We start from the raw sequence: 25583 nt of genomic DNA, 5'->3' as shown, positions 1-25583 counted from the left end.
TTATTTCAAGATCATCGGCCCTGGCGTGTCCACGCCCGCAGTGTCACCAACCTCCGTAGGTGGGACAACTAGCCGCGCATCATGTTCCATGACGCGCCTTCTGCAGGCGTTCTCTCGCATCATGGTTCCACAGCGCGAGCGGAGCGCCGTTCTGAACTCGTTATGGTTCCATAAAGCGAGAAGAGCGCCCTCCCGAGCGGGTTATGGTTCCATAACGCGAGAAGAGGGCCTTTCCGGCGCGTTATGGTCCATAGTGCTATCCGAACGGGTCCCTCGGCGCAGTAGGGATTCCCTGACGCGATCTCACGGCCGCGCTGAAGCGGATCGTGGTTCCACACCGCGCCGAGCCGGGGCCGTCAGAGCTTCTGCATCGGGACGCCGCCGATCAGCATGAGCCGGACCGTGCCGGCGCTGCCGAAGTCGATCGTCACCGTGGCCCGCGGCCCCACGCCGTCCGACGCGACGACCGTGCCGAGCCCGTACTTGTCGTGGTTGACCCGGTCGCCGACGTCGAGGCTCAGCTCCGAGGTCATGGTGCGCTGCGGGACCTTCCAGTCCCCGCGGTCGCCGGCCGTGGACCGGCGGCCGAAGCCGAACCGCCCCACCGGCGCCGAGGGCCGCTCCGGCTCCGAGCGCGCCCAGTCGACCAGCTCGGCCGGCACCTCGTCGAGGAACCGCGAGGCCGGGTTCGTGCTGGGCTGGCCGAACGCCGAGCGCACGATCGCCCGGGACAGGTACAGCCGCTGCTGCGCCCGCGTGATCCCCACGTAGGCGAGCCGCCGCTCCTCCGCCATCTCGTCCGGATCGCCGAGGGTGCGCATGTGCGGGAAGATCCCGTCCTCCCAGCCGGTGAGGAACACGACCGGGAACTCCAGGCCCTTCGCGGTGTGCAGGGTCATCAGGGTGACCATGCCCTGGTCGTCGTCCGGGATGGAGTCGGCGTCGGCGACCAGCGCGACCCGCTCCAGGAACGCCGCGAGCGAGCCCGGCTCCGGGGCCCCCACCTCGACGTCCGACGTGTCGAGGTCGGCCACCGCCGCGTCGCCGGCGAACTCCCGGGCGACCGTGACGAGCTCGGCCAGGTTCTCCAGCCGGGTGCCGTCCTGCGGGTCCTCGCTGGCCTCGAGGGCCTCGGTGTAGCCGGTGCGGCCGTAGACGTTCTCGAGGATCTCGGCGGTGTCGTCCCCGCGGTCGACGCCCTCGCGCAGCTCGTCGAGCATCCGCTGGAACGCCGCGATGTTGCGCTGGGAGCGGGTGGCGAGCTCGGGCAGCCTCGCCGGCTCCTCCGCGGCGACCCGCAGGGCCTGGCTGAAGGAGATCCGTTCGCGCTCGGCGTAGTCCGCGACCAGGGCCTCGGCCCGGTCCCCGATGCCGCGCTTGGGCACGTTGAGGATGCGGCGCAGGCTCACGGTGTCCTCGGGGTTGGACAGCACCCGCAGGTAGGCCAGCGCGTCCCGGATCTCGCGGCGCTCGTAGAACCGCACGCCGCCGACGACCTTGTACGGCAGCCCGATCCGCAGGAACACGTCCTCGAACACCCGGGACTGGGCGTTGGTCCGGTAGAAGACGGCGATGTCGCAGTTGCGGAACTCGCCGGAGTCGACGAGCCGGTCGATCTCCTGCCCGACGAAGCTCGCCTCGTCGTGCTCGTTGTCGGCGACGTAGCCGACGATCCGCTCCCCGTCGCCCTGCTCCGACCAGAGCCGCTTGTCGCGGCGGTTCGGGTTGCGCGCGATGACGGCGTTGGCCGCGGACAGGATCGTCTGGGTGGAGCGGTAGTTCTGCTCGAGCAGGACGGTGGTCGCATCCGGGAAGTCCTGCTCGAACTCCACGATGTTGCGGATGTTGGCGCCGCGGAACGCGTAGATCGACTGGTCCGAGTCGCCGACCACGCAGAGCTCGGCCGGCACCGCGCCCGGGGTCGCGGGGGCGACCAGCTCGCGGACCAGGACGTACTGGGCGTGGTTGGTGTCCTGGTACTCGTCGACCAGCACGTGCCGGAAGCGGCGCCGGTAGTACTCGGCCACGGCGGGCATCCGCTGGAACAGCGCGACCGTCTCCATGATCAGGTCGTCGAAGTCGAACGCGTTCGCCTGGCGCAGCCGCTCCTGGTAGGTCGCGTAGACCTGGGCGACCCGGCGCTCGTGCTCGTTGCCCGCGCGCTGGGCGAAGTCCTCGGCGGTGATCAGCTCGTTCTTGAGGTTCGAGATCTGCGCGGCCAGCGACCGGGCGGCGAACTTCTTCGGGTCCAGCTCCTGGTCCCGCGCGACGATCCCGATCAGCCGGCGGGTGTCGTCCGCGTCGTAGACGGAGAAGGCGCTGCGCACGCCGAGGTGCTTGGCCTCGCGGCGCAGGATCCGCACGCACATGGAGTGGAAGGTCGACACCCACATCGCCTGGGACCGGCGGCCGACCAGCCCGTCGACCCGCTCCTTCATCTCGGCCGCGGCCTTGTTGGTGAAGGTGATCGCCATGATCTCGCCGGGGTGGACGCTCCGCTCGGCGAGCAGCCAGCCGATCCGGTGGGTGAGCACCCGGGTCTTGCCCGACCCCGCGCCCGCGACGATCAGCAGCGGGCTCCCCGCGTGCGTGACGGCCTCGCGCTGCTTGGGGTTGAGGCCCTCCAGCAGTGCCGCGCCGCGCTTCGTCTTCGGCTCCACGGGAGCCTGGGCGGGAAGTTCGAACAGAGCGCTCATCGTGTCGAACACGGTACCTCCGCCCCCCGACCGAACCGGCATCGGCGCACGGACCGCGCGCCGTGTGGCAGACTGTCCGCGTGCACCGCACCGCGTCGACGGGACGATTTCGCTACGGGTACCGGATTCCGGCACCCGTCGCCCGCTGACGCACCAGACCCGACGCCCCGGAGTCCACGGACCCGGGGCATCGTTCTGTCCGGGGTCGGTGGACGCGCCCTGTGAGGAGTAGACCGATGTCCGTGACCGACGACCACCTCTCCGAGGTCCCCACCGAGGCCCCGACCGACGCCGAGATCGCCGAGCTCCGCAAGGAGATCGACCACCTCGACTCCGAGATCCTGCGCCTGGTCAAGCGGCGCACCGAGGTCTCGCGGCGGATCGGCTCGGCGCGGATGGCGGCCGGTGGGCCGCGCATCGTCTACAGCCGCGAGATGACCGTGCTCCACCGCTTCCGCGAGCTCGGCGTCGAGGGCCGCGAGCTCGCGATGCTGCTGCTGCGCCTCGGGCGCGGGCGGCTCGGCGCGCGCTGACCGCAGGCGGTCGGACGACCCCGGGGCGACGGCGGCCGCGGTCCCGCTCAGGGCTGCGCCGCCGCCCGGCGAATCCCCCGCACGGACCTGCGCCGCCGTGGCACTGTGGTGTCCATGGGGATCGTCTTCTCGCTGATCGCGCTCGTCGGGCTGCTGGCCGCTCTCGGACACTTCGGCTACGTCGCGATGCTGAACAACGCCGCCAAGAAGAAGGGTGCGGCCGGCGCCGAGATCGCCGCCTACACCCGGACCCGGCTGCCGGTCGCGGCCGGCGCCACCGGCGTCGCGCTGCTCGGTCTGCTCATCACGAGCGGCCCGAGCCTCACCGCGGACGTCATCGGCATGCTCCTGGCGGCCGGTGGCGGCGTGGTGGGCTACCGCGGCCTGCAGCAGGAGCGCGCGAAGTACCCGACCTCCCGCTGACCGGGAGTCGAACACGCGATGTGTCCGAGTCGTGACGTGACGCTGCGTCACGGCGTTCGGGCAGGTCGTCACGCCTGGTTAGCACGTGCTGACAGCCGGCCGGACCCCCTCCGAGCTGCGCGGATACGGGTCCACACCGGATCAGGGACCGATCGGCGCGCGCTCAACGGTCGACCTCTTTCGCCGAGCGGAGTTCACCCGGATGCGCGACCCGCGATGAGCGGGCGAATGACACTTGGTGAACAGCCTGTGACTCCGGTAGACCTGTCCGGGTCGCTCCCCGCGTCCTTTGAGGAGGTCGGCCGGTCGTGGCCACGTTCGAGCACCGTGTCGGCAACCCGCTGCCGCCGGAGAACCCCGTCACGGTCGCGGAGCTGCTGCGTCGCGACGTCCCCGCCCAGCGCAGCGCCCCGGCCGACGCGGACGGCGCCCCGCCCGTGGCCGCCGTGCGCGGGGCCGCCGAGACCGACGGCGACCGCCGGCCGCTGCCCCGGATCCCCGCCCCGCGCCCCGCGCACGAGGACCTCGACGACGAGGCGCATGCCCCGGCCCTCCCGCCCGCCGGTCTCGACGTCGACGAGGCGGAGGACCTCGACGACGAGGCCCCGGCCGTCGGCGGTCCCACGGGCGGGCACGCGCTGCCGGACCCCGAGGACCCGCGACCCAGCCAGATCATCTCCGTCGGAGCGCTCCTGCGCCGCGAGGGCCGCGCGCCGCACGCGCTCGACCGCCCCATCCAGCCGCGTCCCGCGCAGCTGGGCCGGCGCAGCCAACCCGGCGCCCGGCGCGCCGCCGTCGCCGCGGGAGCGCTCGTGGCCACGGGCTCGGTGCTGGCGGCGGCCGTGCTCACCGAGACCTCGAACCGCAGCTCGGAGGCGCAGGCCGGCGCCGACGGCAGCTTCCCCGGCATGTCCCTGCGGGACGGCATCCAGGGCGCCCTGATCGGTGGCGTCGGCGGCGTCGGGGGTCTCGACGCGGGCCAGGGCGCCCCGAACTCCTGGATGACGGTGGCGTTCCCGTCGGCGCTGGTCGACCCCGCCACCGCGTCCGCGCTCGGCGGCACCGGCGCACTCGCGCCCCGGAGCGGCACGGCGGCGTCGGCCGGGTCGTTCGTCGGGCCGGTCCCCGCCGGGACGGTCGCCGGTACCGGCACGGGGGTCGCCCCGGCCAGCGGCGGGACCGGCGGCGGTTCGGCGCCCGCCCCGAACATCCTCGACCCGATCCTCGGGGGTGGCGGCACGACCGGCGGCGGAACCTCCGGCGGCGGGTCCACCGGCGGCTCCGGCGGCAGCGGCTCGGGCGGCGGCAGCGTCGTGGGCAGCGCCGTGGGCGACGTCGTCGGTGGCGTCGGCGGCGTGGTCGGCGAGGTCGGGGGCGGAGTCACCCGGCCCGTCGGCGAGGTGCTCACCCCCGTGACCGGAGCGGTCGGCGGCGGCGTCGTGAAGCCGGTGACCTCGGTGGTCGGCGGCGGCGTGGTCGACCCGCTGACCGGGTCCGTCGGCGGCGTCGTGCGCGGCGTGGACTCCGCGGCCGCCCCGCTGGCGCCCGTGACGCGCGGCGTCACCGGCGTCGTCGAGGACGTCGGCCGGACCGCGGCGCCCGTCCTCGAGCCCGTCGACCGGACCGCCCAGCAGGTCGTGGGGGCCGTGAAGCCCGTGGTGCAGCCGGTCGCGCAGGTCGCGACCGGGACCGTCGGCGCCGTCGGCGGGGCCGTGTCCGCGGCCGCGGCGCCCGCCGTCGCACCGCTCGCCGGTGCGGTCGGACCGCTCACCACGCCGGTCGTCGAGGACGTCGTCGCGCCCGCGACCGAGAACGTCGTCGCCCCCCTGACGGACGCCCTCAAGCCCGCCGTGACGCCCCTCGTGGACGTCCTCGAGCCGGTCACCACACCGGTGCTGTCCGCCGCGGCCCCGCTCACCGCACCGCTGCTGAGGGCGACGGCCCCGGTCACCGGCCCGCTGCTCGAGGCGGCCGCGCCGGTCACCGGCCTGCTGGACACGTCGGCGGCCACTCAGCCCGCTCAGCCCACCTCGGCTGCTCCGGCGGCCGCGAACGGCCCGGCGGTCGAGCAGACCACGAAGCTCGCACCCGTCACGCGCGCGGTCGAGAGCGTGACGGACACCGCCCCCGCTCCGGTGCAGGACGTGGTCGACACCGTCGGCGGCGTCGCGGCCCCGGTCCAGAAGACGGTCGGCGGGCTGCTCGGTGGAGCGGGCTCGCCGGGCGGGTCCTCGGCCTCCGGGTCGAGCGGCTCCGCCTCCCCCACGCAGTCGGGTGGGTCGCAGTCGGGTGGGTCGCAGTCGGGTGGGTCGCAGTCCGGTGGGTCGCAGTCGGGCGGGGCGCGGTCCGGATCGAACTCGGGAGCGGACCGTGACGGGTCCTCCGGCTCCCGCGGGTCGGGCTCGGATGCGTCCGAGTCGCAGAGCTCGGGTTCCGACGGCTCCGGTTCGGGCGGCTCGTCCTCCGGCTCGCGGAACTCCGGCGGCTCCGACTCGCTGGTCCGCTCGACCTCCGAGGGCGTCGGCGACGCGGCGCGGACCGTCACCGGCGGCCTCGAGGGCACCACGAAGGCCGTCGGCGGGCTGCTCGGCGGCCGGTAGGACTTCCTGACCGGCAGAGCCGACCGAAGGCCCGCTCCCCGACACGGCGCGGGCCTTCGCCTCGTCACCGCTCCCCCGCGCGGGACGGGTGGCCCTCAGACCAGTCGGCGGTCCGAGGCCCAGCGGGACAGCTCGTAGCGGTTGGACAGCTGGGTCTTGCGCAGCACGCTGGACACGTGCGTCTCGACCGTCTTCACCGAGATGAACAGCTCGCCGGCGATCTCCTTGTACGCGTACCCGCGGGCCAGGAGCCGCAGCACGTCGCGCTCGCGCCGGGTGAGCAGGTCGAGCTCGGGGTCGACGGCGGGGGCGGCACCGGGGCGGTCGGAGAAGGCGTCGAGCACGAAACCGGCGAGACGGGGCGAGAAGACGGCGTCGCCCGCCCGCACCCGCCGCACCGCGTCGCCCAGCTCGCGCGCGGAGATCGTCTTCGTGACGTAGCCGCGGGCCCCGGCGCGGATCACCGCGATGACGTCCTCGGCGGCGTCGGAGACGCTCAGCGCCAGGAACACGACGTCGGGCTGCGCGGGCCGCACCCGGGCGAGCACGGCCGCGCCGCCGCCGTCGGGCATGTGCACGTCGAGCAGGACGACGTCGGGTTTGAGGTGCCCGATGCCCGCGACGGCCTCGTCGACGGACCCCGCCTCGCCCGCCACCTCGATCGGCGGGTCGCCCGCGGCCCCCCGCTCCAGCTCGGCGCGCACGCCGGCCCGGAACAGGCCGTGGTCGTCGACCAGGAAGACCCTGATCGGCCCCGTGGTCGGCCCGGTCACCGCTGCCTCGCTCACGCGTCCTCCCGCTCGGCCTCGATCGTCATCTCCAGGTGCACCTCGGTGCCCTCGCCCGGCGCGCTGCGCAGCCGGACCGCGCCGCCGTGCCGGCTCATCCTGCCGTGCACGGAGTCGGCGAGCCCGTGCCGGTCCTCGGGCACGGCCTCGGGATCGAAGCCCTTGCCGCGGTCCCGCACGAAGACGTGCACCTCGGTCCGCTCGGACTCCGCCTCCACCTCGGCGTACACGCTCACCTCGTCCACCCCGGCGTGCTTGGCCGCGTTCACCATCGCCTCGCGGGTGGCCAGGACCAGGGCGCGCAGGCCGCCGTCGGCGCCGTCGAGCGGGTGGTCGCCGACGATCACGGGGTTGACGGTGATCGCGTAGGTGTCCTCCACCTCGGCGGCCGCGGCCTGCAGCGCCGACCCGAGGGTCTCCCCCGGCGGCCCCGGCTGCTCGCCGCCGCGCCCGTAGCCCGACGGCCCGTACAGCCAGTGCCGCAGCTCGCGTTCCTGACCGCGGGCCAGGCGCTGCACCTCGCGCGGGTCGTGCGACTGCTTCTGGATCAGCGCCAGGGTCTGGAGCACCGAGTCGTGCAGGTGCGCGGCGATCTCCGCGCGCTCCGCCGTGACGATGCGCTGCCGGCGCTCCTCGCCGAAGTCCCGGGCGAGCCGCACCCACCACGGCACCGTGAGCACCGCGACGCCGACCAGGGTCGCGAGCACCGCGAGGACGCCGAACTGCAGCTGGCCGAGGTCGAGGTTGCCGAGCAGGAACACCGTGATGCCGGCGGCGACGAACACCCCGCCCGCGACCACCCGCAGCAGCGCGGTGCGGCCGCCGCCGAGGAACCCGCTGCGCGCGCCGCTCGTCCAGCGCCGCCGCTGCGCCTCGTCCGCCTCCCGCCAGACGACGGCCGCGCCGAGCGCCGCCACGCCGAGCGGCCCGACGATCCAGCCCACGACCTGGTTCTGCAGGGCCGCCCCCGCCAGGCCGATGCCCAGGCCGAGGGCGGCGAGCCCCATCGCCTGCTGCCGCTCCTTGACGGTGACCTCGCGGGTGACGTCCGCGGCCTCCTGCCGCACGAAGACCCACAGCAGGCCGTAGGCGATCACACCGGCCCCGTTGGTGGCGGCCAGCACCACGAAGGCGACCCGCACCCACAGCACGTTGACGCCGAGGTGGTCGGCGACCCCGCCGGCGACACCGGCGAGGAGCCGCCCGGACCGGCGGCGCGCGAGCGGTGCGGCGCGGGTGGCTGGGCTGGTCACGGCTCCATGGTCACACGCGGGGGAACCCCGGACACCGGGGTCGGTCCCCGGGGCTTCTCGGGGTCCTCCCCGATACCGTGGGTGCGCGCGGGCGGGGAGGGTCGGCGGTATGAACAGCACCGACGTCGGGACGACGTTGCGGGACATGTGGGAGACCCGCCCGTCGCGGCCGCGGCAGGACCGCAAGGTCGCCGGCGTGGCCGCCGCGCTCGCCCGCCGCTACGACATCGATCCGGTCCTCGTGCGCGTCGGCTTCGTCGTCGCCGCCTTCTACGGGATCGGGATCGCCCTCTACCTCGCGGGCTGGGTCCTGCTGCCGGCGGCCGAGAAGGACGACCCGCTCGACGGCGCCGCCACCGGCACCGCCGCGCGCTCCTCGGGCCGCACCGCCCCGCCGCTGGTGCTGGCCGGGCTGATCCTGGCCCTGCTGCTGACCAGCGGTCTGTTCTGGGGCAACGACGGCAGCGTCGTCCTCCCCGCGCTGGCCGTCCTCGTCCTGCTCTTCCTGCTGCACCGCAGCCGCGGCCACCTCGGGTCCCGCGGCGACCGCACGACCTCGGCCGCCGGGGCGGACGCGCCGGCCGCGCACATCCCGGCCGACGGGGTCGTCGACGACGAGACCGTGGCCCGGTCCGACGGCAGTGCGCGGGACGGGACCGCGAAGGACGGGGACCGGGTCCCCGATCCGCTGGACCGCGGCACCCCGCCGGCCTGGGACCCGCTCGGCGCGGCGCCCTTCGCCTGGGACCTGCCCGAACCCGCGCAGCCCGAGCCCGCCCCCGCCCCGCGCCGCTCGCGGGTCACCCCGGTCACGCTGGCCCTCGCCCTGCTCGGCGGCGGCATCGCGGGCGCGGTGGTGCTGCTGACCTCCGGCCTGGCCGGGCTGCCCGTGGTGTTCGCGACCGCGCTGGCGATCCTCGGCGTCGGGCTGGTGGTCGGCGCCTTCACCCGCGGCGGCCGCGGCCTCGTCCCGTTCGCGCTGCTGCTGGCCGTGCTCACCTGGGCGTCGCTCGCGGTGAAGGTGCCGCTGGCGAACTTCGGGGCCGGCGTGGGCGACCTGCGGGCCGCCCCCACCACCCCCGCCGCGGTGGCGCCGAGCTACGAGCGCGGCGCGGGGACGATCGAGCTGGACCTGCGCCGGCTCGACCTGGGCGTGCCGCCCGGCACCGCGGCGACCCCGGTCCGGACCTCGGTCAACGTGGGCGTCGGCGACATCCGGGTGTTCGTGCCGCGAGACGCCGACGTGAGCCTCACCGGCCACGTCGACCTCGGCGAGATCACCTTCGACGGGAACCGCCACGCCAGCCCGGACGCGAGCCTGACCGTGACCGACGACCTCGGCGCGGACGGCATCCGCTCCGGCCGGCCCCTCGTCCTCGACCTGACCGGGGGCGCCGCCTCCGTGGAGGTGCAGCGTGTCTGAGCCCTACGACGTCCGGCAGCCCGACACCCACGAGCAGGACGAGCGGCGGGCGGTGCGCCGCATGCCGGACCCGCTGGCCCTGATCGTCGGGCTGGTCAGCCTGGGCATCGCCGGGTCGGGGTTCCTCGGCCGGGCCCCGGACCTGTCGGGTTTCGACCCGCGCTGGCTGCTCGCCGCCGGGGCCGTGGTGCTGGGCCTGGTGCTGCTGGTCGCGAGCGTCCGCAAGCGCTGACCACGGTCGGCACGAACGGCGCTCTCGCTCACATCCGTGAGCGAGGGCGCCGTTCGCTCACTCCCACTCGATCGTGCCCGGCGGCTTGCTGGTGACGTCCAGGACGACCCGGTTGACCTCGGCGACCTCGTTGGTGATCCGCGTGGAGATCCGCTCGAGGACCTCGTAGGGCAGCCGGGTCCAGTCCGCGGTCATGGCGTCCTCGGAGCTGACCGGCCGCAGGACGATCGGGTGGCCGTAGGTGCGGCCGTCGCCCTGGACCCCGACGGACCGGACGTCGGCCAGCAGCACGACCGGGCACTGCCAGATCGAGCGGTCCAGGCCGGCGACGGTGAGCTCCTCGCGGGCGATCGCGTCCGCCTGGCGCAGCGTCTCGAGCCGCCGGGCGTCGACCGCGCCGATGATCCTGATGCCCAGGCCGGGGCCCGGGAAGGGCTGGCGCTGCACGATCACCTCGGGCAGCCCCAGCTGGGCGCCGACCGCGCGGACCTCGTCCTTGAACAGCGCCCGCAGCGGCTCGACCAGCTCGAACTCGATGTCGTCCGGCAGGCCGCCGACGTTGTGGTGGCTCTTGATCGTGGCCGTGCCCGACCCGCCGCCGGACTCGACGACGTCCGGGTACAGCGTGCCCTGCACGAGGAACCCGACGTGCTCCTCGGCCGCGACCTCGCTGGTGGCGGCCTCGAACACCCGGATGAACTCCCGGCCGATGATCTTGCGCTTCTCCTCGGGGTCGGTGACCCCGGCGAGCGCGTCGAGGAACCGCTCCCGCGCGTCGACCGTGTGCAGGTTGGCGCCGGTCGCGGCGACGAAGTCCTTCTCCACCTGCTCGCGCTCGCCGGCCCGCAGCAGCCCGTGGTCGACGAACACACAGGTCAACCGGTCGCCGATGGCGCGCTGCACCAGCGTGGCGGCCACCGCCGAGTCGACGCCGCCGGAGAGCCCGCAGATGGCCCGGCCGTCGCCGATCTGGGCGCGGATCGCCTCGACGGTCTCGTCGATGATCGACGCGGTGTTCCAGGTCGGGGTGATGCCGGCGATCTCGTGGAGGAAGCGGCGCAGCACCTCCTGGCCGTGCGGGGAGTGCCCGACCTCGGGGTGGTACTGCACGCCGGCCAGGCGGCGCTCCCGGTTCTCGAAGCCCGCGACCGCCACCCGGTCCGTCGACGCGGTGACCGTGAAGCCCTCGGGCGCGCGGGTGACCGAGTCGCCGTGGCTCATCCACACGGGGTGGCTGCTCGGCAGCCCGTCGTGGAGCACCCCGGGGTCCGCGGAGACGTGCACCTCGGTACGGCCGTACTCGCGCGTGCCGTCCGGCGCGACCTCGCCGCCGAGGGCCTGCGCCATGGCCTGGAAGCCGTAACACATCCCGAAGACCGGGATCCCGGCCTCGAACAGCCGCTCGTCGAGGCGCGGCGCGCCCTCGGCGTACACACTGGACGGCCCCCCGGACAGCACGACGGCGGCGGGGCGGCGGGCGACGATCTCCTCGACCGGCGTCTCCGCCGGGACGATCTCGGAGTACACCTGCGCCTCGCGGACGCGGCGGGCGATCAGCTGGGCGTACTGGGCGCCGTAGTCGACGACGAGGACGGTGGGGTTCTCCACGACGACCAGGGTAATCGGCGACCTGCGTCACCCGGTCCGGCGCCCGGACGCACCACGAGCCGGCCGAACACCGCCGGACACCGTGGAAGGCTGGAGGCCGTGGACGGCGAACCGGGCGGACGACCCGCCCGCTTCGCGGACTCCGGGCGGAGCACCGGCGTGCGTGGCGGTCGACCTGGAGCGTGTGGAGCCGGACGTGATCGGGTAACGAGCCGCGTGCGCGCCTTCGCCTGCCCCCACTGCTCCGCGCTGGTCTTCTTCGAGAACTCGGTGTGCCTCACGTGCGGCACGGAGATCGGCTTCTCGCGCGCCGAGCGGGCGATCGTGCGGGCGGAGGGCCGGCACCGGTGCGCGAACCGCGGGACCGCCACGTGCAACTGGTTCGCCGCCGAGCCGGGGGCGCTGTGCGACTGCTGCGCGCTCACCCGGACCCGCCCCGCGGACGACGACACCGAGGGCCTGGCCGCCTTCGCCCTCACCGAGCAGGCCAAGCGCCGGCTGCTCCACCAGCTCGACGACCTGGCGCTGCCCGTCGTCGGCAGGGGCGAGGATCCCGTCGGCGGGCTGGCCTTCGACCTGCTCTCGAGCGCCCACGGACCCGTGACGACGGGGCACGCGGGCGGTGTGGTGACCCTCGACCTGGCCGAGGGCGACGCCGGCTACCGCGAGCGGACGCGGGTGCAGCTCGCCGAGCCCTACCGCACCCTGCTCGGGCACCTGCGGCACGAGACGGGGCACTGGTACTGGGAGGTGCTGGTCGACCGGCCCGGGCGCGACGACGAGTTCCGCACCCTCTTCGGCGACGAGCGGGAGTCCTACGCCGACGCCCTGGAGCGGCACTACTCCTCCGCACCGCCGGACGGCTGGGAGGACCGGTACGTCAGCGCCTACGCCACCGCCCACCCGTGGGAGGACTGGGCCGAGACCTTCGCGCACTACCTGCACATCCGGGACACCTCGCAGACCGCGGCGGCCTTCGGGATCAGCGTGCACGGCCCGCGGGAGACCCGCGAGGAGCTCGTCTCCGAGCCGGACGAGTCCGAGAAGGACTTCGACGCGATCATCGCCGCCTGGCTCCCGCTCACCTACGCGCTCAACGCCGTGAACCGCTCGATGGGCCACCCCGACCTGTATCCCTTCGTGCTCGCCCCGACGGTGCTGGACAAGCTGCGGTTCGTGCACGACCTCGTCGTCGCGCGACCCGGGTACGTGCCAGCGGCAGCGTGAGCAGCGGGGCCAGCACCGGCGCCAGCACCGCGTCGATCCCCGCGACCGCGAGCAGCAGGCCCGTCTCGACCGTCGTCCAGCCGCGCAGCTCCTGCAGGTAGAGCACCGTGACGAACTGGAACGCGAGGAAGGAGCCGACGAGCGCCGTCGCACCGAGGTTGGCCCGGCGCAGCCGCGGCGACCGCAGGATCCCCAGCCGCAGCAGCGGCGCCCCGCCCGCCCGGCCGATCCGCCGCTCGACCGCGACGAACGCGGCCAGCGACCCCACCGCGGCGGCCGCCGTCATCACGGTGACCGGGGGCGGTGCTCACCGACCTGGGCTGCACGCTGCACGCTGCACGAGACGATCCAGGCGTTGGTCACCTGGACCGAGACGCACCGGGAGGAGATCATCGCCGCGCGCGCGGCCTACGACCGCGCCGCGGCCGAGCCGTCACCGGTCTGAGCCGTCCGGCCCGGCCGGTCCCCCGGACCCGGCCGCCGCCAGCCGCTCCACGCCGTCGAGCAGCAGGCGCAGGCCGAACTCCCAGGTGTCGTCGGAGTACTCCTCGTCGAAGCCGCCCTTCTCCCAGATCCGGGTCATGGTCGGGAAGCGCCCGGCCGTGTAGTAGGTGCCCCAGAAGCTCGACCGGGACTCGTAGTAGTCGTCCTGCGTGACGCCGGTGCGCGCGGACACGCTGGTGTCCGTGACGGCGGCGCGCGCCGCCCCGAAGACGTGCGACTCCACGAGGTTCGCGACCCGGCTCACGGTCGCCTCCGGCAGCCCGGTGAGCGCGACGGCCCGGTAGAGGTCCTCCTGGGCGTCGAGCACGTGCGGACCCAGCGGCATCCGCCAGAGGTTGGACCGGATCAGCCACGGGTGCTCCTGGTACATCCGCCAGGCCTCCCGCGCGTGGAACTCCACCTGCGCCCGCCACGGCAGGTCCCGCTGCGGCAGCCGGCGACCCGCCCACGCACGGTCGATCATCAGCTCGAAGAGCTCGTCCTTGCCGGGCACGTAGGTGTACAGGCTCATGGCGCCGACGCCGAGGTGCTGGGCGACCTTGCGCATGGACAGCTCGTCGATCCCCTGCGTCGCGGCGACCTCGACGGCCGCGGCCACCACCTGCTCGAGGGTGAGCCGTTGCCGGGGGCCGCGGGTCGGCGGCGGCGGCGGGTCCCAGAGCAGCCGGATCATGGCCCGCCCCTCGGGCGTGCCGTACTCGGTGTCCGGTTCGTCCACTGACGCGAAATTCCTTCCGACGATCACTTCGTACGGTGTATGGTATCCGGCCGGAACGCAGTACGTCGTACGGAGATTCGCGCACGAGGGGACCTGATGATCCACACCGAGTCGCTCACCCGGACCTTCCGGGTGGGCAGGGAGACGGTCGAGGCGGTGCGCGGCGTCGACCTCGACGTGGCCGAGGGCGAGCTCGTCGCGTTCCTCGGCCCGAACGGCGCCGGCAAGTCGACCACCCTGCGGATGCTCACGAGCCTGCTCCCACCCACCTCCGGCACCGCGCACGTGGCGGGCGTCGACGTCACCCAGCACCCCGCCGAGGTCCGCCGCCGGATCGGCTACATCGGCCAGAAGGACGGCGCCGGCCACAACTACCGGGTGTGGGACGAGCTGCTGATGCAGGGCCGCTTCTACGGGATGACCAAGGCGGCGGCGCGGGAGTCCGCCGAGTCGCTCCTCGAGACCCTCGACCTCACCGGCCTGCGGCTGCGCAAGGTCAGCTCGCTGTCCGGCGGACAGAAGCGGCGGCTCGACATCGCGCTCGGGCTGATCCACGCACCCCGGCTCCTGTTCCTGGACGAGCCCAGCACGGGCATGGACCCGCAGAACCGGGCCAACCTGTGGGAGCACATCCTGCGGATCCGCGAGGAGCGCGGCGCGACGATCGTGCTCACCACCCACTACCTCGACGAGGCCGACGCGATGGCCGAGCGCGTCGTGATCATCGACCACGGGCGCGTGATCGCCGACGACACCGCCGACGCGCTCAAGCGCAAGCAGGCGGGCGACCGGCTGACCGTCGTCGTCCGGCCCCCGGACGCCGAGCGGACGCGGGCGCTGCTCGCCACGGAGGGATCGGAGCCCGCCGAGCGGCTCGACGCCGACGGGCACGCCCTCTCCGTGCGTGTCGAGGCCGCCTCGCACGCCATGCCCGGCGTGCTGGAGCGGTTGCGGGCGGCGGGGGTCGACGTGATCGCCGCGTCCGCCCGCCAGCCCACGCTCGACGACGTCTTCCTCAACCTCACCGGGCGCTCGCTGCGCGAAGGAGAGTCCTGATGGCCGTGGCCGCCCTGCCCGCACCGCCCCGCACGAGCGTGTTCACCGACGTCGGACACGTCTGGTGGCGGGAGACCCTCACCCTCGTCCGCGACCCGTTCTCCCTGATCTTCTCCCTGCTGCAGCCGCTGGTGTTCCTCGGGCTGTTCGGCCCGCTGCTCGCCGGGCTGGCCGGCGACGGTGCGCCGTTCGGCGGGTCGTCGCTGCAGTGGTTCCTGCCCGGCGTGGTCGTGATGATCACGATGTTCGGCACGTCGATGACCGGCGCCAACCTGCAGTTCGAGATCATGACCGGGGCCTTCGAGCGGATCCTCGCCACGCCGTTGTCCCGGTCCTCGCTGATGGTCGGCCGCGCGCTCAAGGAGCTCACCCCGCTGGTCGTGCAGGCCGCGGTGATCACGCTGGTCGCGGTCCCGTTCGGCTTCGTGCTGTACCCGCTGCACGTGCTGGTGGGCCTGGTCCTGCTGGGTGTGTTCGGGGTGGGGATCGGGGCGCTGTCCTACGCGCTGGCGATCGCGGCCCGCAAGACCGAGTGGATCTTCTGGGCGGTACAGCAGTCCCTGCTCTTCCCGCTGCTCATCCTGTCCGGGATGATGCTGCCGCTGGAGACCGGCCCCGGCTGGATGCAGGTGGTGTCGAAGTTCAACCCGCTCACCTACGTCGTCGACGCCGAGCGGGTCCTGTTCGCCGGCACCGTCGCCGACCCCGCCGTGCTGTGGGGGTTCGCCGCGGCCGTCGTCACCGCCCTGGTCGGGCTGGCCGTCGGCATCCGGTCCATCCGCTCGGCGACGATCTGACCCCACCGACCCCGACCGGCCGGGACGGGCCCGCACCCGCCCGGGCGCGGCACCCCCTCCGACCTCGCCCACCCATCCCGGCCGGGCACACCCTCTGGAGCGCGCCCGCACACCAGGAAGGAGCGCCGCACACCCGGTCGACGGCCTGCGCCGCGCCCGGCCGGGTGTGGGGCGTTCCGGGCAGGGCGGCCCGAGCCCGAGGGCGGCGCGCGCCAGCGAGTCGACGCCCAGATCAGCGCCCGAGTCAGCGCCCTGGTCAGCGCCCTGGTCAGCGCCCAGGTCAGCGCCCTGGTCAGCGCCCTGGTCAGCGCCCTGGTCAGCGCCCGGGTCGGCGCCCGGGTTGCCGTGCCGCCACACCCGCCCGGCCGCGCCACACCCCGTCGACGGCCCGTGCGACGTACCCCGCGGGTGTGCCGCGACGCCACAGCGGGTGCGCCGCGCCCGACGAAGTGCGCCGCGCCCGACGGGGTGCGCCGCGCTTGACGGGGTGCGCCGCGTCCGACGGGGTGCGCGAGGTCGGCCGGAGCCGCGGCACCTCGGCACCCGGTTTGCGCCCCCGGCCCCGGCAGCCGTCGTGCGCGGGAGGCGATGCTCCGGCACCACTTCCCGCGCACGGACCCACCAGCGCGGGTCAGTGCTTGCGGATCACCTTCTCCTGCCCACCTGCCCGCCAGACCGTGACGTCGAGGTGGCCGTCCCCCACCTCGACCGCCGACGCCCCGACCAGGCGGGCGCCGAGGAACCGGTCGAAGGTCCGGCCGCGCAGGTCGAAGCCGGTCTCGGCGAACAGGTCGTCGGCGAAGCGGGCGTGCAGCTCCGGGTCCCGGACGTCCTCGACGGTGCCCCACACCTTCGCGTCGCCCTCGGACACGTGGGTGTCGACGGTCGCCGTGTGCAGCGTGAAGCGGGGGTCGCGGTCGAGGTCGCGGAACTTCGCCGTGTCCGGCATGCCGACCAGCCACAACCGGTCCTCGAAGAACCGCGGCTCCATCGGGCAGATCCGGGGGAACCCGTCCGGGCGCAACGTGCCCAGGAAGCACAGGTTCCCGGTCGCGGCGTGCCGCCGGCGGAAGATCTCCGCGATCCGCGGCGCGTCCTTCTCGAACTCCTGCCAGGAGGTGGTCATGCCGGGACCGTAGGTCGGAACCCTGACAGTGTCCGTCAGGTTCCCGTCACCCGCCCACACCTGCATCGTGCCCGCGCCCGTCGAGCGCCACCCGCCGGCGACCCGGCTGGCCCGCGTCGTGGAAACGTCGTTGCCCGCCTCGGCGAGCCCGGAGCCAGCACCTGGTCGTCGGCGTCCCGGCGCAGGACCGCCTCGGCGGCGTCGAGCCCGCGGGCGGCGAGATCGGCCGTCGTGCCGACCCGGTGGTGGTACAGGCAGGTGGAGAGGGCGGTGGCGGAACGCCAGGAAGCGGCGGCCGCCCCGGCGTCGGGCGAACGCTCCATTCGCGCTCCATCTCACCGCCGGGCCGGATGGAGCGTTCCGCCGAGGTGTGCGGCCCCCGCGGGCTCCTAGCCTTCGGGACCTCTGCAGGACCACGACCAGGAGGTCTCCCGTGTACATCCGGATCGTCACCTTCGGCATCACCGTCCCCGAGGCGGCCTACGCGGCGCACGCCGAGGCCGTCGCGCCCGCCTTCACCACCTGGCCCGGCCTGCTCGGCAAGTGGTGGCTCGCCGACGCCGACAGCGGGACCTACGGCGGTGTCTACCTGTTCACCGACCGCGGAGCCGCGGACCGCTCCCGGCGCACCGACACGTTCGGGGCGATGACCCGCAACCCGGCCCTGACCGGTCTCGTCGTCCGCGAGTTCGAGGTCCTCGCCGCGCCGACGGCCCTCACCGCGCCCGACCTCGCGGCGGCCGCGGCCTGATCGTGCCCGTTCGACCCGGTCGCCGGTGCCCGTCCCGGCCCTACCATTCCGGACGTGCCGGCCGACGACGCTCCTGCGCTGGTCGCGGACCGCCTCGCGGCCGCCCGCGCCACCGAGCTCGTCGGCCGGGCGGAGGAGCAGCGGGTCCTCCGGTCCTGGCTGGACCCCACGGGCCCGGCGGTCGGGTTCGTGCACGGCCCCGGCGGCATCGGCAAGACGACGCTGGTCCGGGGCACCCTGACCCGGCTCGGCCGGCGGTGGGTGGAGCTGGACGGGCGCGCCGTCGAGCCGACCCCGCCCGGCGCGCTGGCGGCGCTGGGCCGGGTCCTCGGCCGGCCCGTCGGCACCCCGGCGGAGGCGTCCCGCGCGATGGCCGCGCTCGACACCGAGGTGCTGGTCGTCGACTCGTACGAGCGCTGGAACCTGCTCGACGGCTGGCTGCGCGCGGAGCTGGTCGCCGCCCTCCCGGCGCACGTCACCACCGTGGTCGTGGGCCGGCGCGCCCCCAACCTCGCCTGGCGGACCTCGCCGGGCTGGCGGCCGCTCGTCGCCGAGCTGGCGGTGGGCCCCCTCCCGCCGGAGGACCTCGACGAGCTGCTGCGCGGCCGGGGGCTCGACGACGGGCAGCGCGCGTGGGTGAGCGCCCTCGCCCACGGACACCCGCTGGCCGCCGCCATCGCCGCGGAGGCCCTGCACCGGTCCGGCGGTGCGCCCGCCCCGGCGGCCGGCACCCCCGGGGAGGTGGCGGAGGAGCTGTTCGAGGTCCTGCTCGACGACCTCGACCCGGCCGAGCTGGAGGTGGTCGAGGCGGCGACGGTGCTGCGGCGCGTGACCCGTCCCCTGCTGCGCTCGGTGCTGCCGGGGCACGACCCGGACCGGGCCTGGGCCGTGCTGCGGAGGATCCCGCTGACCCGCGTCTCCGAGTCCGGCCTCGAGCTCTCCGGCGTGGCCCGGGCCGTCGCGCTCGACGCGCTGGAGCGCCGTGACCCCGACCGCGTCCGCGCACTGCGGACCCGGGCGGCCCACGCGATCCTCGACGGGCCGGCCGCGGCCGACGACGCCCGGACCCCCGACTGGGACACCACCGCGGACCTGATGCACCTGGTCCGCAACCCGGTCATCCGCAACGCCTACGCCCCGCCGGGCGGCCTGCACCACCCCGCGGAGCGGGCCTGGCCCGAGGACCGCGCGGCGATCCTGGAGATCGCGACCCGGTTCACCGGTGCCGCGGGCGCCGCGCTGACCGAGACCTGGTGGCGGGAGCGGTCGCAGGACTTCCATGTCGCCCGCGGCGAGGCGGGTGTCACGGCGTTCAGCACGGTCGCGGTGCACGACGAGGTCGTGGAGAGCCCGCTGCGCGGCGACCCCGTGCTGGGTGCGACGACGGAGCACCTGCGCCGGCATCCGCCCCCGGCCGGCGGCCGGGCGCTGCTCGTGCGGTCGCTGCTGGGGCACCGGCGGGGCGAGCTCGCCGCGCCCGAGCTGGCCACCCTCGTCGTCGACCTCAAGCGCTCCTACCTCGAGCACCGGGCGACCCTGCGCCGCGTCTACACCGCCGTGCACGAGTGGGAGGCGGTCTCGCCGCTGCTGCGCACGATGGGGTTCGTCCCCGCCGGCACGGTGACGACCGGCGGCCTGCCCCACCGCCTCGCGGTGCTCGACTTCGGCGACTCCGGCCTGGACGGCTGGATCGCCCGGCACGTGCTCGACGAACAGCTCCCGCGGGACCACTCGGCCCCGCCCCGCCCGGCGCTCCTCGAGCTCACGCCCCGCGAGCAGGAGGTCCTGTCCCTGCTCGCCGCGGGCCTGACCAACGTCGAGCTCGCCCGCACGCTCGTCATCAGTGAGCGCACGGCGAACCGGCACGTGAGCAACATCTACACGAAGCTCGGCGTGCGGAACCGGGCCGAGGCGACCCGGGTGGCCGTCGAGGCCGGGATCGCCTCGTGAGCGGGGACCACATCCGGCTGACCCGGGTGTACGACCACGAGCCGCAGCCCGGGAGCCGGTCCTACCTGGTCGAGCGGCTGTGGCCGCGCGGGGTGCGCCGCGAGGCGCTCGAGATGGACGGCTGGGTCAAGGACGTCGCCCCCAGCACCGAGCTGCGCCGGTGGTTCGGCCATGATCCGGAGCGCTGGGAGGAGTTCCGCCGGCGCTACTTCGCGGAGCTCGACGCCCACGCGCAGGCCTGGCGGCCGCTGCTCGAGGCCGCCCGGTCCGGCCCGGTGACCCTGCTCTACAGCGCCCGGGACCGCGAGCACAACAACGCCGTGGCGCTGCGCGACTACCTGCGGGCGCGGCTGGCCGAGCAGGGGGCGGGGTGAGGGTCAGGCCCGGACGGTCAGCCCGACCCGCTGGAACTCCTTGAGGTCCGAGTAGCCGGTCTTCGCCATGGCCCGGCGCAGCGCGCCGAAGAGGTCCACCGTGCCGTACGGCGTGGACGACGGACCGAACAGGACCTGCTCCAGCGTGCGGTCCGAGGGGGCGAAGCCCGTGACGTCCGAGCGCGGCAGCGACGGGTGCGCGGCGGCGGAGGTCCAGTAGAGACCGTCGGCGGGGGCGTCGGCGGAGTCGGCGAGCTGCTCGCCGAGCATCACCGCGTCCGCGCCGCAGGCGATGGCCTTGGCGACGTCCCCGGAGCCGTTGATGCCGCCGTCGGCGATCACGTGGACGTACCGGCCGCCGGTCTCGTCGAGGTAGTCCCGGCGGGCCGCCGCGGCGTCGACCAGCGCGGTCGCCATCGGGACGCCGATGCCCAGCACCTCGTCCGTGGTGGTGGCGCTCGACTCGCCGTACCCGACGATCACGCCGGCCGCGCCGGTGCGCATCAGGTGCATCGCGGTGCGGTAGTCGCCCACGCCGCCGGCGACGACCGGCACGTCCAACGAGTTGATGAAGTCCTTGAGGTTGAGCGGCTCGCCCTTGCTGACGTGCTCGGCCGAGATGATCGTGCCCTGCACGACCAGGATCTCGACGCCTCCGGCGAGCAGCGCCGGGGTGAGCTCGCGGGCCCGCTGCGGGCTGACCCGGGCCGCGACCGTGACCCCCGCGTCCCGGACCGTGCGCAGCGCCTCGGCGAGCAGGTCCTCCTGGATCGGGGCCGCGTGCAGCTCCTGCAGCATCCGCACCGCGGCGGTCGGGTCGTCCGAGTCGGCCGCCTCGACCACGCGGGCGATCGCGCCCTGCGCGTCGGCGTGCCGGGACCAGATGCCCTCGGCGTTGAGCACGGACAGGCCGCCCAGCTTGCCGATCGCGACCGCGGTGGCCGGGGAGACCACCGCGTCCGTCGGGTGCGTGACGAGCGGGATCTCGAACCGGTACGCGTCGAGCTGCCAGGCGGTCGAGACCTCCTGCGAGCTCCGCGTCCGCCGCGAGGGCACGATCTCGACCTGGTTCAGGTCGTAGGCACGACGGGCCTCCCGGCCCATCCCGATCTCCACGAGGTCACGCACGGGTGACCAGCGTAGACGCCCTACCGCGCGGCGTAGTTCGGGGCCTCGACCGTCATGGTGACGTCGTGCGGGTGGCTCTCCTTGAGCCCGGCCGCGGTGATCCGGACCAGCTGGGCCTGCTGGAGCTCGGGGATCGTCTGCGCGCCCGCGTAGCCCATCCCGGACCGCAGGCCGCCGACGAGCTGGTGGACCACCGACTGCAGCGGGCCGCGGAACGGGATCCGCCCCTCGATGCCCTCGGGGACCAGCTTGTCCTCGCTGAGCACGTCGTCCTGCGCGTAGCGGTCCTTGGAGTAGGACTTGCCGCCGCCGCGCGACTGCATGGCGCCGAGCGAGCCCATCCCGCGGTAGGTCTTGAACTGCTTGCCGCCGACGAAGATCAGCTCGCCCGGGGACTCGGCCGTGCCCGCCAGCAGGCTGCCGAGCATCACGGTCGAGGCGCCGGCCGCGATGGCCTTGGAGATGTCCCCGGAGTACTGGATGCCGCCGTCCGCGATCACCGGGACGCCGGCCGGCGCGCAGGCGCGCGCGGCCTCGTACACCGCGGTGATCTGCGGGGCGCCGACGCCGGCGACCACGCGGGTGGTGCAGATGGACCCCGGGCCCACGCCGACCTTGACCGCGTCCGCGCCCGCCTCGACCAGGGCCTGCGCCCCGGCGAAGGTGGCCACGTTGCCGCCGACGACGTCGACCGACTCGCCGACCTCGGCCCGCAGCTTGGCGACGGTCTCCAGCACGCGCCGGGAGTGCCCGTGCGCGGTGTCGACCATCAGCACGTCCACCCCGGCGTCGACCAGGCCCATGGCGCGGGCGTAGGCGTCCTCGCCGACGCCGACCGCGGCGCCGACGACCAGGCGCCCGTCCGGGTCCTTGGTGGCCAGCGGGTACTTCTCGGTCTTGTTGAAGTCCTTGATCGTGATCAGGCCGCGGAGCACGCCCTCGCCGTCGACGATCGGGAGCTTCTCGAGCTTGTGCCGGCGCAGCAGGCCGAGGGCCGCCTCCGCGGTGACCCCGACCCGCGCGGTGATCAGCGGTGCCTTGGTCATCACCTCGTGCACCGGGCGCTGGTGGTCCACCTCGAAGCGCATGTCCCGGTTCGTGATGATCCCGACGAGCCTGCCCTCGGAGTCGGTGACCGGCAGGCCGGAGATGCGGTACTTGCCGCACAGCGCGTCGACCTCGGCGAGGGTGGCGTCGGGCGAGCAGGTCACCGGGTCGGTCACCATGCCCGCCTCGGACCGCTTCACGACCTCGACCTGGGTGGCCTGCTCCTCGGCGGAGAGGTTGCGGTGCAGCACCCCGAGGCCGCCGGCGCGGGCCATGGCGATCGCCATCCGCGCCTCGGTCACCGTGTCCATCGGCGACGACACCAGCGGCACCCGGATCCGCACGCGGCGGGACAGCTGGGTGCTCGTGTCGACCGAACTCGGGACGACGTCGGACTCCGCGGGGAGCAGCAGCACGTCGTCGAAGGTCAGGCCGAGCATCGCGAACTTCGGCGGCAGTCCGTGGATCTCGCTCGTCATGGCTGGTCGTGCACCCTTCACCGGACGTCCAGGCGGCCCGCTCGCGGCTCGGGTGGACCACCGTCGCAGGACTCCATGGTATCCGGGCGCCGCGGCGCCTCCGGTCCGCCGTGGGGAGTCGCCCGACACACCCGGGTCCGCGTCGGCCGTTCCGCGCCCGTCCCCAGGCCGGACGAGTTGTCCACAGGCCTGTGGGTGGGCCGGTGGACAGCGTCCTCCCCGCCCGGCCGGACGCGGTACCGTGTGGACGTGGCGTTCGACGGCCTGCCCCCCGACCCCTTCGCGGGCGATCCCTACGACCCTGCCCTGTCGCTCGACGAGGGCGGGGCGGAGGAGCACGAGGAGCTGACCGAGGAGGAGCGCGAGGAGGTCGTGGCCGACCTCGCGGACCTGGCCGTGTACCAGGCCCTGCTCGAGCACCGCGGCATCCGCGGCATCCTCGTCGACTGCGCGGACTGCGGCGAGCAGCACTTCCACGAGTGGAACCTGCTGCGCTCGAGCCTGCAGCAGCTGCTCGACGAGGGGCAGATGCGCCCGCACGAGCCGGCGTTCGACCCGGATCCCGCGCACTACGTCACGTGGGAGTACTGCCGCGGCTACGCGGACGCGGCCCTCAGCGACGACTGAGCCTCCCGCATCGCGCCCCGCGATCACGCGCCCCGATCACGCCGAAGGCCCCCGACCAGGGATCCGGTCGGGGGCCTTCGCGCGGGTAGGACCTCAGCTCGTGGGGGGCGTCGGCTCCGTGGTCGACGTGGCCGGGGTCGTCGAGCCCATCGAGGTGGTGGTGGTGCCCGGCGGCGTGCTCGACGAGGGGGTCGCCGGGTCCGCCGCGCCCTCGGGCTTGGGCGGCGGCGCTGTCGAGGTGGAGGAACTCGGGGCCGTCGAGCTGCTGGGCGACGGCGCCGGGACGCCGGCGATCCGCGGGTCGACCGTCCCCGGATCCTGCGTGCGCGGGTCGTCCCGCGAGTCCGACGGCGAGGTCGGCCTGTTCGGGCTCGACGACGGTGCCGTGCTCGACGAGTCCGCGGGCGGCACGCCCGGCTGCTCCTGCTGGACCGGGTCCTTGTCCCCCTCGGTCGCCGGGGCCTGCGGCCGCGGCGTGCCGTTGCGCAGCGGGGCGCGCGGATCGGTCGGCTGGCCGGCCGGCGTCTCCTGCACCTTCTGCGCCAGGAAGGTCTGCTCGGCGGCGAGGTAGGTCTTGCCCTCCTCCGGGCGGACCTGCTCCAGCAGGGGCGCGAGCGCCTGCAGGTCCTGCTGCGCCCCGGCGGTGTCGCCGCGCGCGAGCTTGGCGTTGACCTGCTCGATGCGCTGCTTGACCTCGACGGCCGCGAGCTTGGAGTTCGCCGCGTCCTTGTAGAGGACCTGGGTGACGCCGAACAGGGGGCTGCCCGGGTCCGCGTCCTGCGCGCCGATGGACACGCCCGCGATGCTGAAGACCAGCAGCGCGGCCGCGCCGGCCAGCGGGACCAGGTGCCGGCGCCGCGACGAGGGGCGCCTGGCCGAACCGGACCCGACGGCCGCCGCCGCCGTGTCGAGGTCGACCAGCTCCGGGATCGGTTCGGCGTCGACATCGGCCTTCCACGCGGCGAGCATCGCGACGACCTTGTCGTCCGCGTCGTAGCCGCCGTGGCCGGGGGCCGAGACGGTCATGCCGGCGGCGAGGGCGTTGATCAGCTCGTCGTCCGCCTGCACGGCGACCAGGTCGAGCGGCTCGTCGGCGAACTCGGCCTCCTCGGCGCGGGCGCCGTGGCGCCCGGCCGGGAACGGGATCGGCCGGCTCGGCACCCCGTGCGGAGGACCGCCGTGGTAGCCGTTGCCGTTCGTACCGTTGCTGCCGTTGGCGCCGTTGGTCCCGTTCCGGGGGCGGCCGAAGGGGAGGCCGCCCGGGTCACGGTCGGACATTCAGACCACCTCCTCCTCGGGCATGTTCTTGCGCAGCCGGGCGAGCGCCCGGTGCTGGGCCACGCGGACGGCGCCGGGTGTGGACCCGACGGCCTCCGCCGTCTCCTCCGCGCTCAGCCCCACGACCACGCGCAGGACGATGATCTCGCGTTGTTTCTCCGGGAGCTGGTCGAGCAGGCGCGACATCTGCTCGGACAGCTCGACGCGCAGCGCGCGCTGCTCCGGTCCGTCCCCGGACTCCACGGAGTCCGGCACGTCGGCGACCGGCTCCGACCGGTTCCGGCCCGCTGCACGATGCGCGTCGATGACCTTGTGCGACGCGATCCCGTAGACGAAGGCCAGGAACGGTCGTCCCTGGACCCGGTAGCCGGGCAAGGCCGTCAGCACGGCCAGACACACCTCCTGCGCGACGTCGTCCGCCGAGACGGACGACCGGTCCGATCCGCCGAGGCGCGCGCGGCAGTACCGCACGACCAACGGCCGGATGGTGGCCAGTACACGTTCGACCGCTCCGCGGTCACCTGCCATCGCAGATGCCACCAGCTCGTCGAGAACGTCTGTCGGTTCACTCATCGCGCAGAGTCGTCCAGGCGTTACGCAGCATGTTCGTCATCATCCGTTCGGTGAGGCCGACTACGGAGAGTGCCGAATCGGGGTCTCTTCGACGTTCACCGTAGCGAAGCCCCAGAGACGTCCGGGAACCGCTCTCACGGATGAGGACGGGCGACGGGCCACCTGGTTGCGGTCCGTGTCGATGCCGACGCCGACGTGTCGGGCCCCGTCGGCGAGCGGTCATCCGGACGCGTGAGCCGGACGCACGGCGTCACGGAGAGAGACCCGGTCGAGTCGATCACCGCTCGGCGAGGGACCGTGACCGGTGACGACGGCGGATCACGGGAAGGCGCGCGGGAACCGGCGCGCGGAGGCCGGTCGGCCGCGCGGCGGGGGCGGGGACGCGCGGCGGC

The 25583-nt window shown here is 74.5% G+C and carries 22 protein-coding genes; 12 read left to right on the top strand and 10 right to left on the bottom strand.

The window, feature by feature from the left end:
- Positions 1 to 356: 356 nt before the first annotated feature.
- Positions 357 to 2696, bottom strand: coding sequence for a DNA helicase PcrA (gene pcrA / locus ACFQH9_RS25795; RefSeq protein WP_379569868.1), 2340 nt, complete (start codon positions 2694 to 2696; stop codon positions 357 to 359).
- A 236-nt stretch (positions 2697 to 2932) separates the two neighbouring features.
- On the opposite strand from pcrA, the gene ACFQH9_RS25790 reads away from it, so the two are divergent.
- The 3 genes from ACFQH9_RS25790 (at position 2933) to ACFQH9_RS25780 (ending at position 6252) form a co-directional block, all read left to right on the top strand.
- Entirely contained in the window at positions 2933 to 3229 is a 297-nt protein-coding gene (locus tag ACFQH9_RS25790) for a chorismate mutase (RefSeq protein ID WP_379569866.1), read from the top strand.
- A gap of 114 nt (positions 3230 to 3343) precedes the next feature.
- Positions 3344 to 3652 (top strand): hypothetical protein, encoded by a 309-nt coding sequence (locus tag ACFQH9_RS25785; protein WP_379569864.1) that lies wholly within the window; start codon positions 3344 to 3346, stop codon positions 3650 to 3652.
- A 308-nt stretch (positions 3653 to 3960) separates the two neighbouring features.
- Positions 3961 to 6252, top strand: coding sequence for a hypothetical protein (locus ACFQH9_RS25780; RefSeq protein WP_379569862.1), 2292 nt, complete (start codon positions 3961 to 3963; stop codon positions 6250 to 6252).
- 95 nt (positions 6253 to 6347) lie between these two features.
- Here the strand turns inward: ACFQH9_RS25780 and ACFQH9_RS25775 are convergent, their stop codons facing one another.
- Positions 6348 to 7040 (bottom strand): response regulator, encoded by a 693-nt coding sequence (locus ACFQH9_RS25775; protein WP_379569860.1) that lies wholly within the window; start codon positions 7038 to 7040, stop codon positions 6348 to 6350.
- Positions 7037 to 8293 carry a PspC domain-containing protein gene (locus ACFQH9_RS25770; protein ID WP_379569858.1) on the bottom strand — a complete coding sequence of 419 codons (1257 nt, stop codon included), beginning with the start codon at positions 8291 to 8293 and terminating at the stop codon, positions 7037 to 7039. Before ACFQH9_RS25770 ends, ACFQH9_RS25775 begins: the two co-directional genes overlap by 4 nt.
- Positions 8294 to 8402: 109 nt before the next feature.
- Here ACFQH9_RS25770 and ACFQH9_RS25765 point away from each other — a divergent pair, with 109 nt between their 5' ends.
- A complete protein-coding gene (locus tag ACFQH9_RS25765) occupies positions 8403 to 9716 on the top strand; it encodes a PspC domain-containing protein (protein ID WP_379569856.1) in 1314 nt (437 codons plus the stop codon).
- Positions 9709 to 9948: a hypothetical protein gene (locus tag ACFQH9_RS25760; RefSeq protein WP_379569854.1), complete on the top strand. Its 240-nt coding sequence runs from the start codon at positions 9709 to 9711 to the stop codon at positions 9946 to 9948. Before ACFQH9_RS25765 ends, ACFQH9_RS25760 begins: the two co-directional genes overlap by 8 nt.
- 57 nt (positions 9949 to 10005) lie before the next feature.
- On the opposite strand, the gene guaA is transcribed toward ACFQH9_RS25760, so the two are convergent.
- Complete coding sequence (gene guaA / locus ACFQH9_RS25755; RefSeq protein WP_379569852.1) at positions 10006 to 11556, bottom strand: glutamine-hydrolyzing GMP synthase; 1551 nt, start codon at positions 11554 to 11556, stop codon at positions 10006 to 10008.
- Between the two features lie 216 nt (positions 11557 to 11772).
- Between guaA and ACFQH9_RS25750 the strand changes: the two genes are divergently transcribed.
- A complete protein-coding gene (locus ACFQH9_RS25750) occupies positions 11773 to 12783 on the top strand; it encodes a zinc-binding metallopeptidase family protein (protein ID WP_379569850.1) in 1011 nt (336 codons plus the stop codon).
- A 433-nt stretch (positions 12784 to 13216) separates the two neighbouring features.
- On the opposite strand, the gene ACFQH9_RS25745 is transcribed toward ACFQH9_RS25750, so the two are convergent.
- Positions 13217 to 14005, bottom strand: a complete 789-nt coding sequence (locus ACFQH9_RS25745) for a TetR/AcrR family transcriptional regulator (protein WP_379569848.1) — start codon at positions 14003 to 14005, stop codon at positions 13217 to 13219.
- 96 nt (positions 14006 to 14101) lie between these two features.
- On the opposite strand from ACFQH9_RS25745, the gene ACFQH9_RS25740 reads away from it, so the two are divergent.
- Entirely contained in the window at positions 14102 to 15061 is a 960-nt protein-coding gene (locus ACFQH9_RS25740) for an ATP-binding cassette domain-containing protein (protein ID WP_379569846.1), read from the top strand.
- Entirely contained in the window at positions 15061 to 15858 is a 798-nt protein-coding gene (locus ACFQH9_RS25735; protein WP_379569844.1) for an ABC transporter permease, read from the top strand. The genes ACFQH9_RS25740 and ACFQH9_RS25735 overlap by 1 nt, the downstream gene beginning before the upstream one ends.
- A 631-nt stretch (positions 15859 to 16489) precedes the next feature.
- Here the strand turns inward: ACFQH9_RS25735 and ACFQH9_RS25730 are convergent.
- Positions 16490 to 16984 (bottom strand): pyridoxamine 5'-phosphate oxidase family protein, encoded by a 495-nt coding sequence (locus ACFQH9_RS25730; RefSeq protein WP_379569842.1) that lies wholly within the window; start codon positions 16982 to 16984, stop codon positions 16490 to 16492.
- 433 nt (positions 16985 to 17417) lie between these two features.
- Here ACFQH9_RS25730 and ACFQH9_RS25725 point away from each other — a divergent pair, with 433 nt between their 5' ends.
- Genes ACFQH9_RS25725 through ACFQH9_RS25715 form a run of 3 tightly spaced genes read left to right on the top strand, consistent with a single transcriptional unit; the run spans position 17418 to position 20059 of the window.
- Positions 17418 to 17735, top strand: coding sequence for a YdhR family protein (locus tag ACFQH9_RS25725; protein ID WP_379569840.1), 318 nt, complete (start codon positions 17418 to 17420; stop codon positions 17733 to 17735).
- A 54-nt stretch (positions 17736 to 17789) separates the two neighbouring features.
- Positions 17790 to 19685: a helix-turn-helix transcriptional regulator gene (locus tag ACFQH9_RS25720; RefSeq protein ID WP_379569838.1), complete on the top strand. Its 1896-nt coding sequence runs from the start codon at positions 17790 to 17792 to the stop codon at positions 19683 to 19685.
- Positions 19682 to 20059: a DUF488 domain-containing protein gene (locus ACFQH9_RS25715; protein ID WP_379569836.1), complete on the top strand. Its 378-nt coding sequence runs from the start codon at positions 19682 to 19684 to the stop codon at positions 20057 to 20059. Before ACFQH9_RS25720 ends, ACFQH9_RS25715 begins: the two co-directional genes overlap by 4 nt.
- 3 nt (positions 20060 to 20062) lie before the next feature.
- Here the strand turns inward: ACFQH9_RS25715 and ACFQH9_RS25710 are convergent, their stop codons facing one another.
- Complete coding sequence (locus ACFQH9_RS25710; protein WP_379569834.1) at positions 20063 to 21187, bottom strand: GuaB3 family IMP dehydrogenase-related protein; 1125 nt, start codon at positions 21185 to 21187, stop codon at positions 20063 to 20065.
- A 20-nt stretch (positions 21188 to 21207) separates the two neighbouring features.
- Complete coding sequence (guaB, locus tag ACFQH9_RS25705) at positions 21208 to 22713, bottom strand: IMP dehydrogenase (RefSeq protein ID WP_379569832.1); 1506 nt, start codon at positions 22711 to 22713, stop codon at positions 21208 to 21210.
- A 243-nt stretch (positions 22714 to 22956) separates the two neighbouring features.
- On the opposite strand from guaB, the gene ACFQH9_RS25700 reads away from it, so the two are divergent.
- Positions 22957 to 23340, top strand: a complete 384-nt coding sequence (locus tag ACFQH9_RS25700) for a DUF5319 family protein (protein WP_379569830.1) — start codon at positions 22957 to 22959, stop codon at positions 23338 to 23340.
- Positions 23341 to 23433: 93 nt separating this feature from the next.
- On the opposite strand, the gene ACFQH9_RS25695 is transcribed toward ACFQH9_RS25700, so the two are convergent.
- Positions 23434 to 24618 (bottom strand): anti-sigma-D factor RsdA, encoded by a 1185-nt coding sequence (locus tag ACFQH9_RS25695; RefSeq protein ID WP_379569828.1) that lies wholly within the window; start codon positions 24616 to 24618, stop codon positions 23434 to 23436.
- Positions 24619 to 25191, bottom strand: coding sequence for a sigma-70 family RNA polymerase sigma factor (locus ACFQH9_RS25690; protein ID WP_379569826.1), 573 nt, complete (start codon positions 25189 to 25191; stop codon positions 24619 to 24621).
- Between the last annotated feature and the right edge of the window lie 392 nt (positions 25192 to 25583).

The organism is Pseudonocardia lutea, assembly GCF_042658055.1.
In the GTDB taxonomy this organism is placed as follows: domain Bacteria; phylum Actinomycetota; class Actinomycetes; order Mycobacteriales; family Pseudonocardiaceae; genus Pseudonocardia; species Pseudonocardia lutea.
This window is presented reverse-complemented; position numbering and strand designations above follow the sequence as displayed.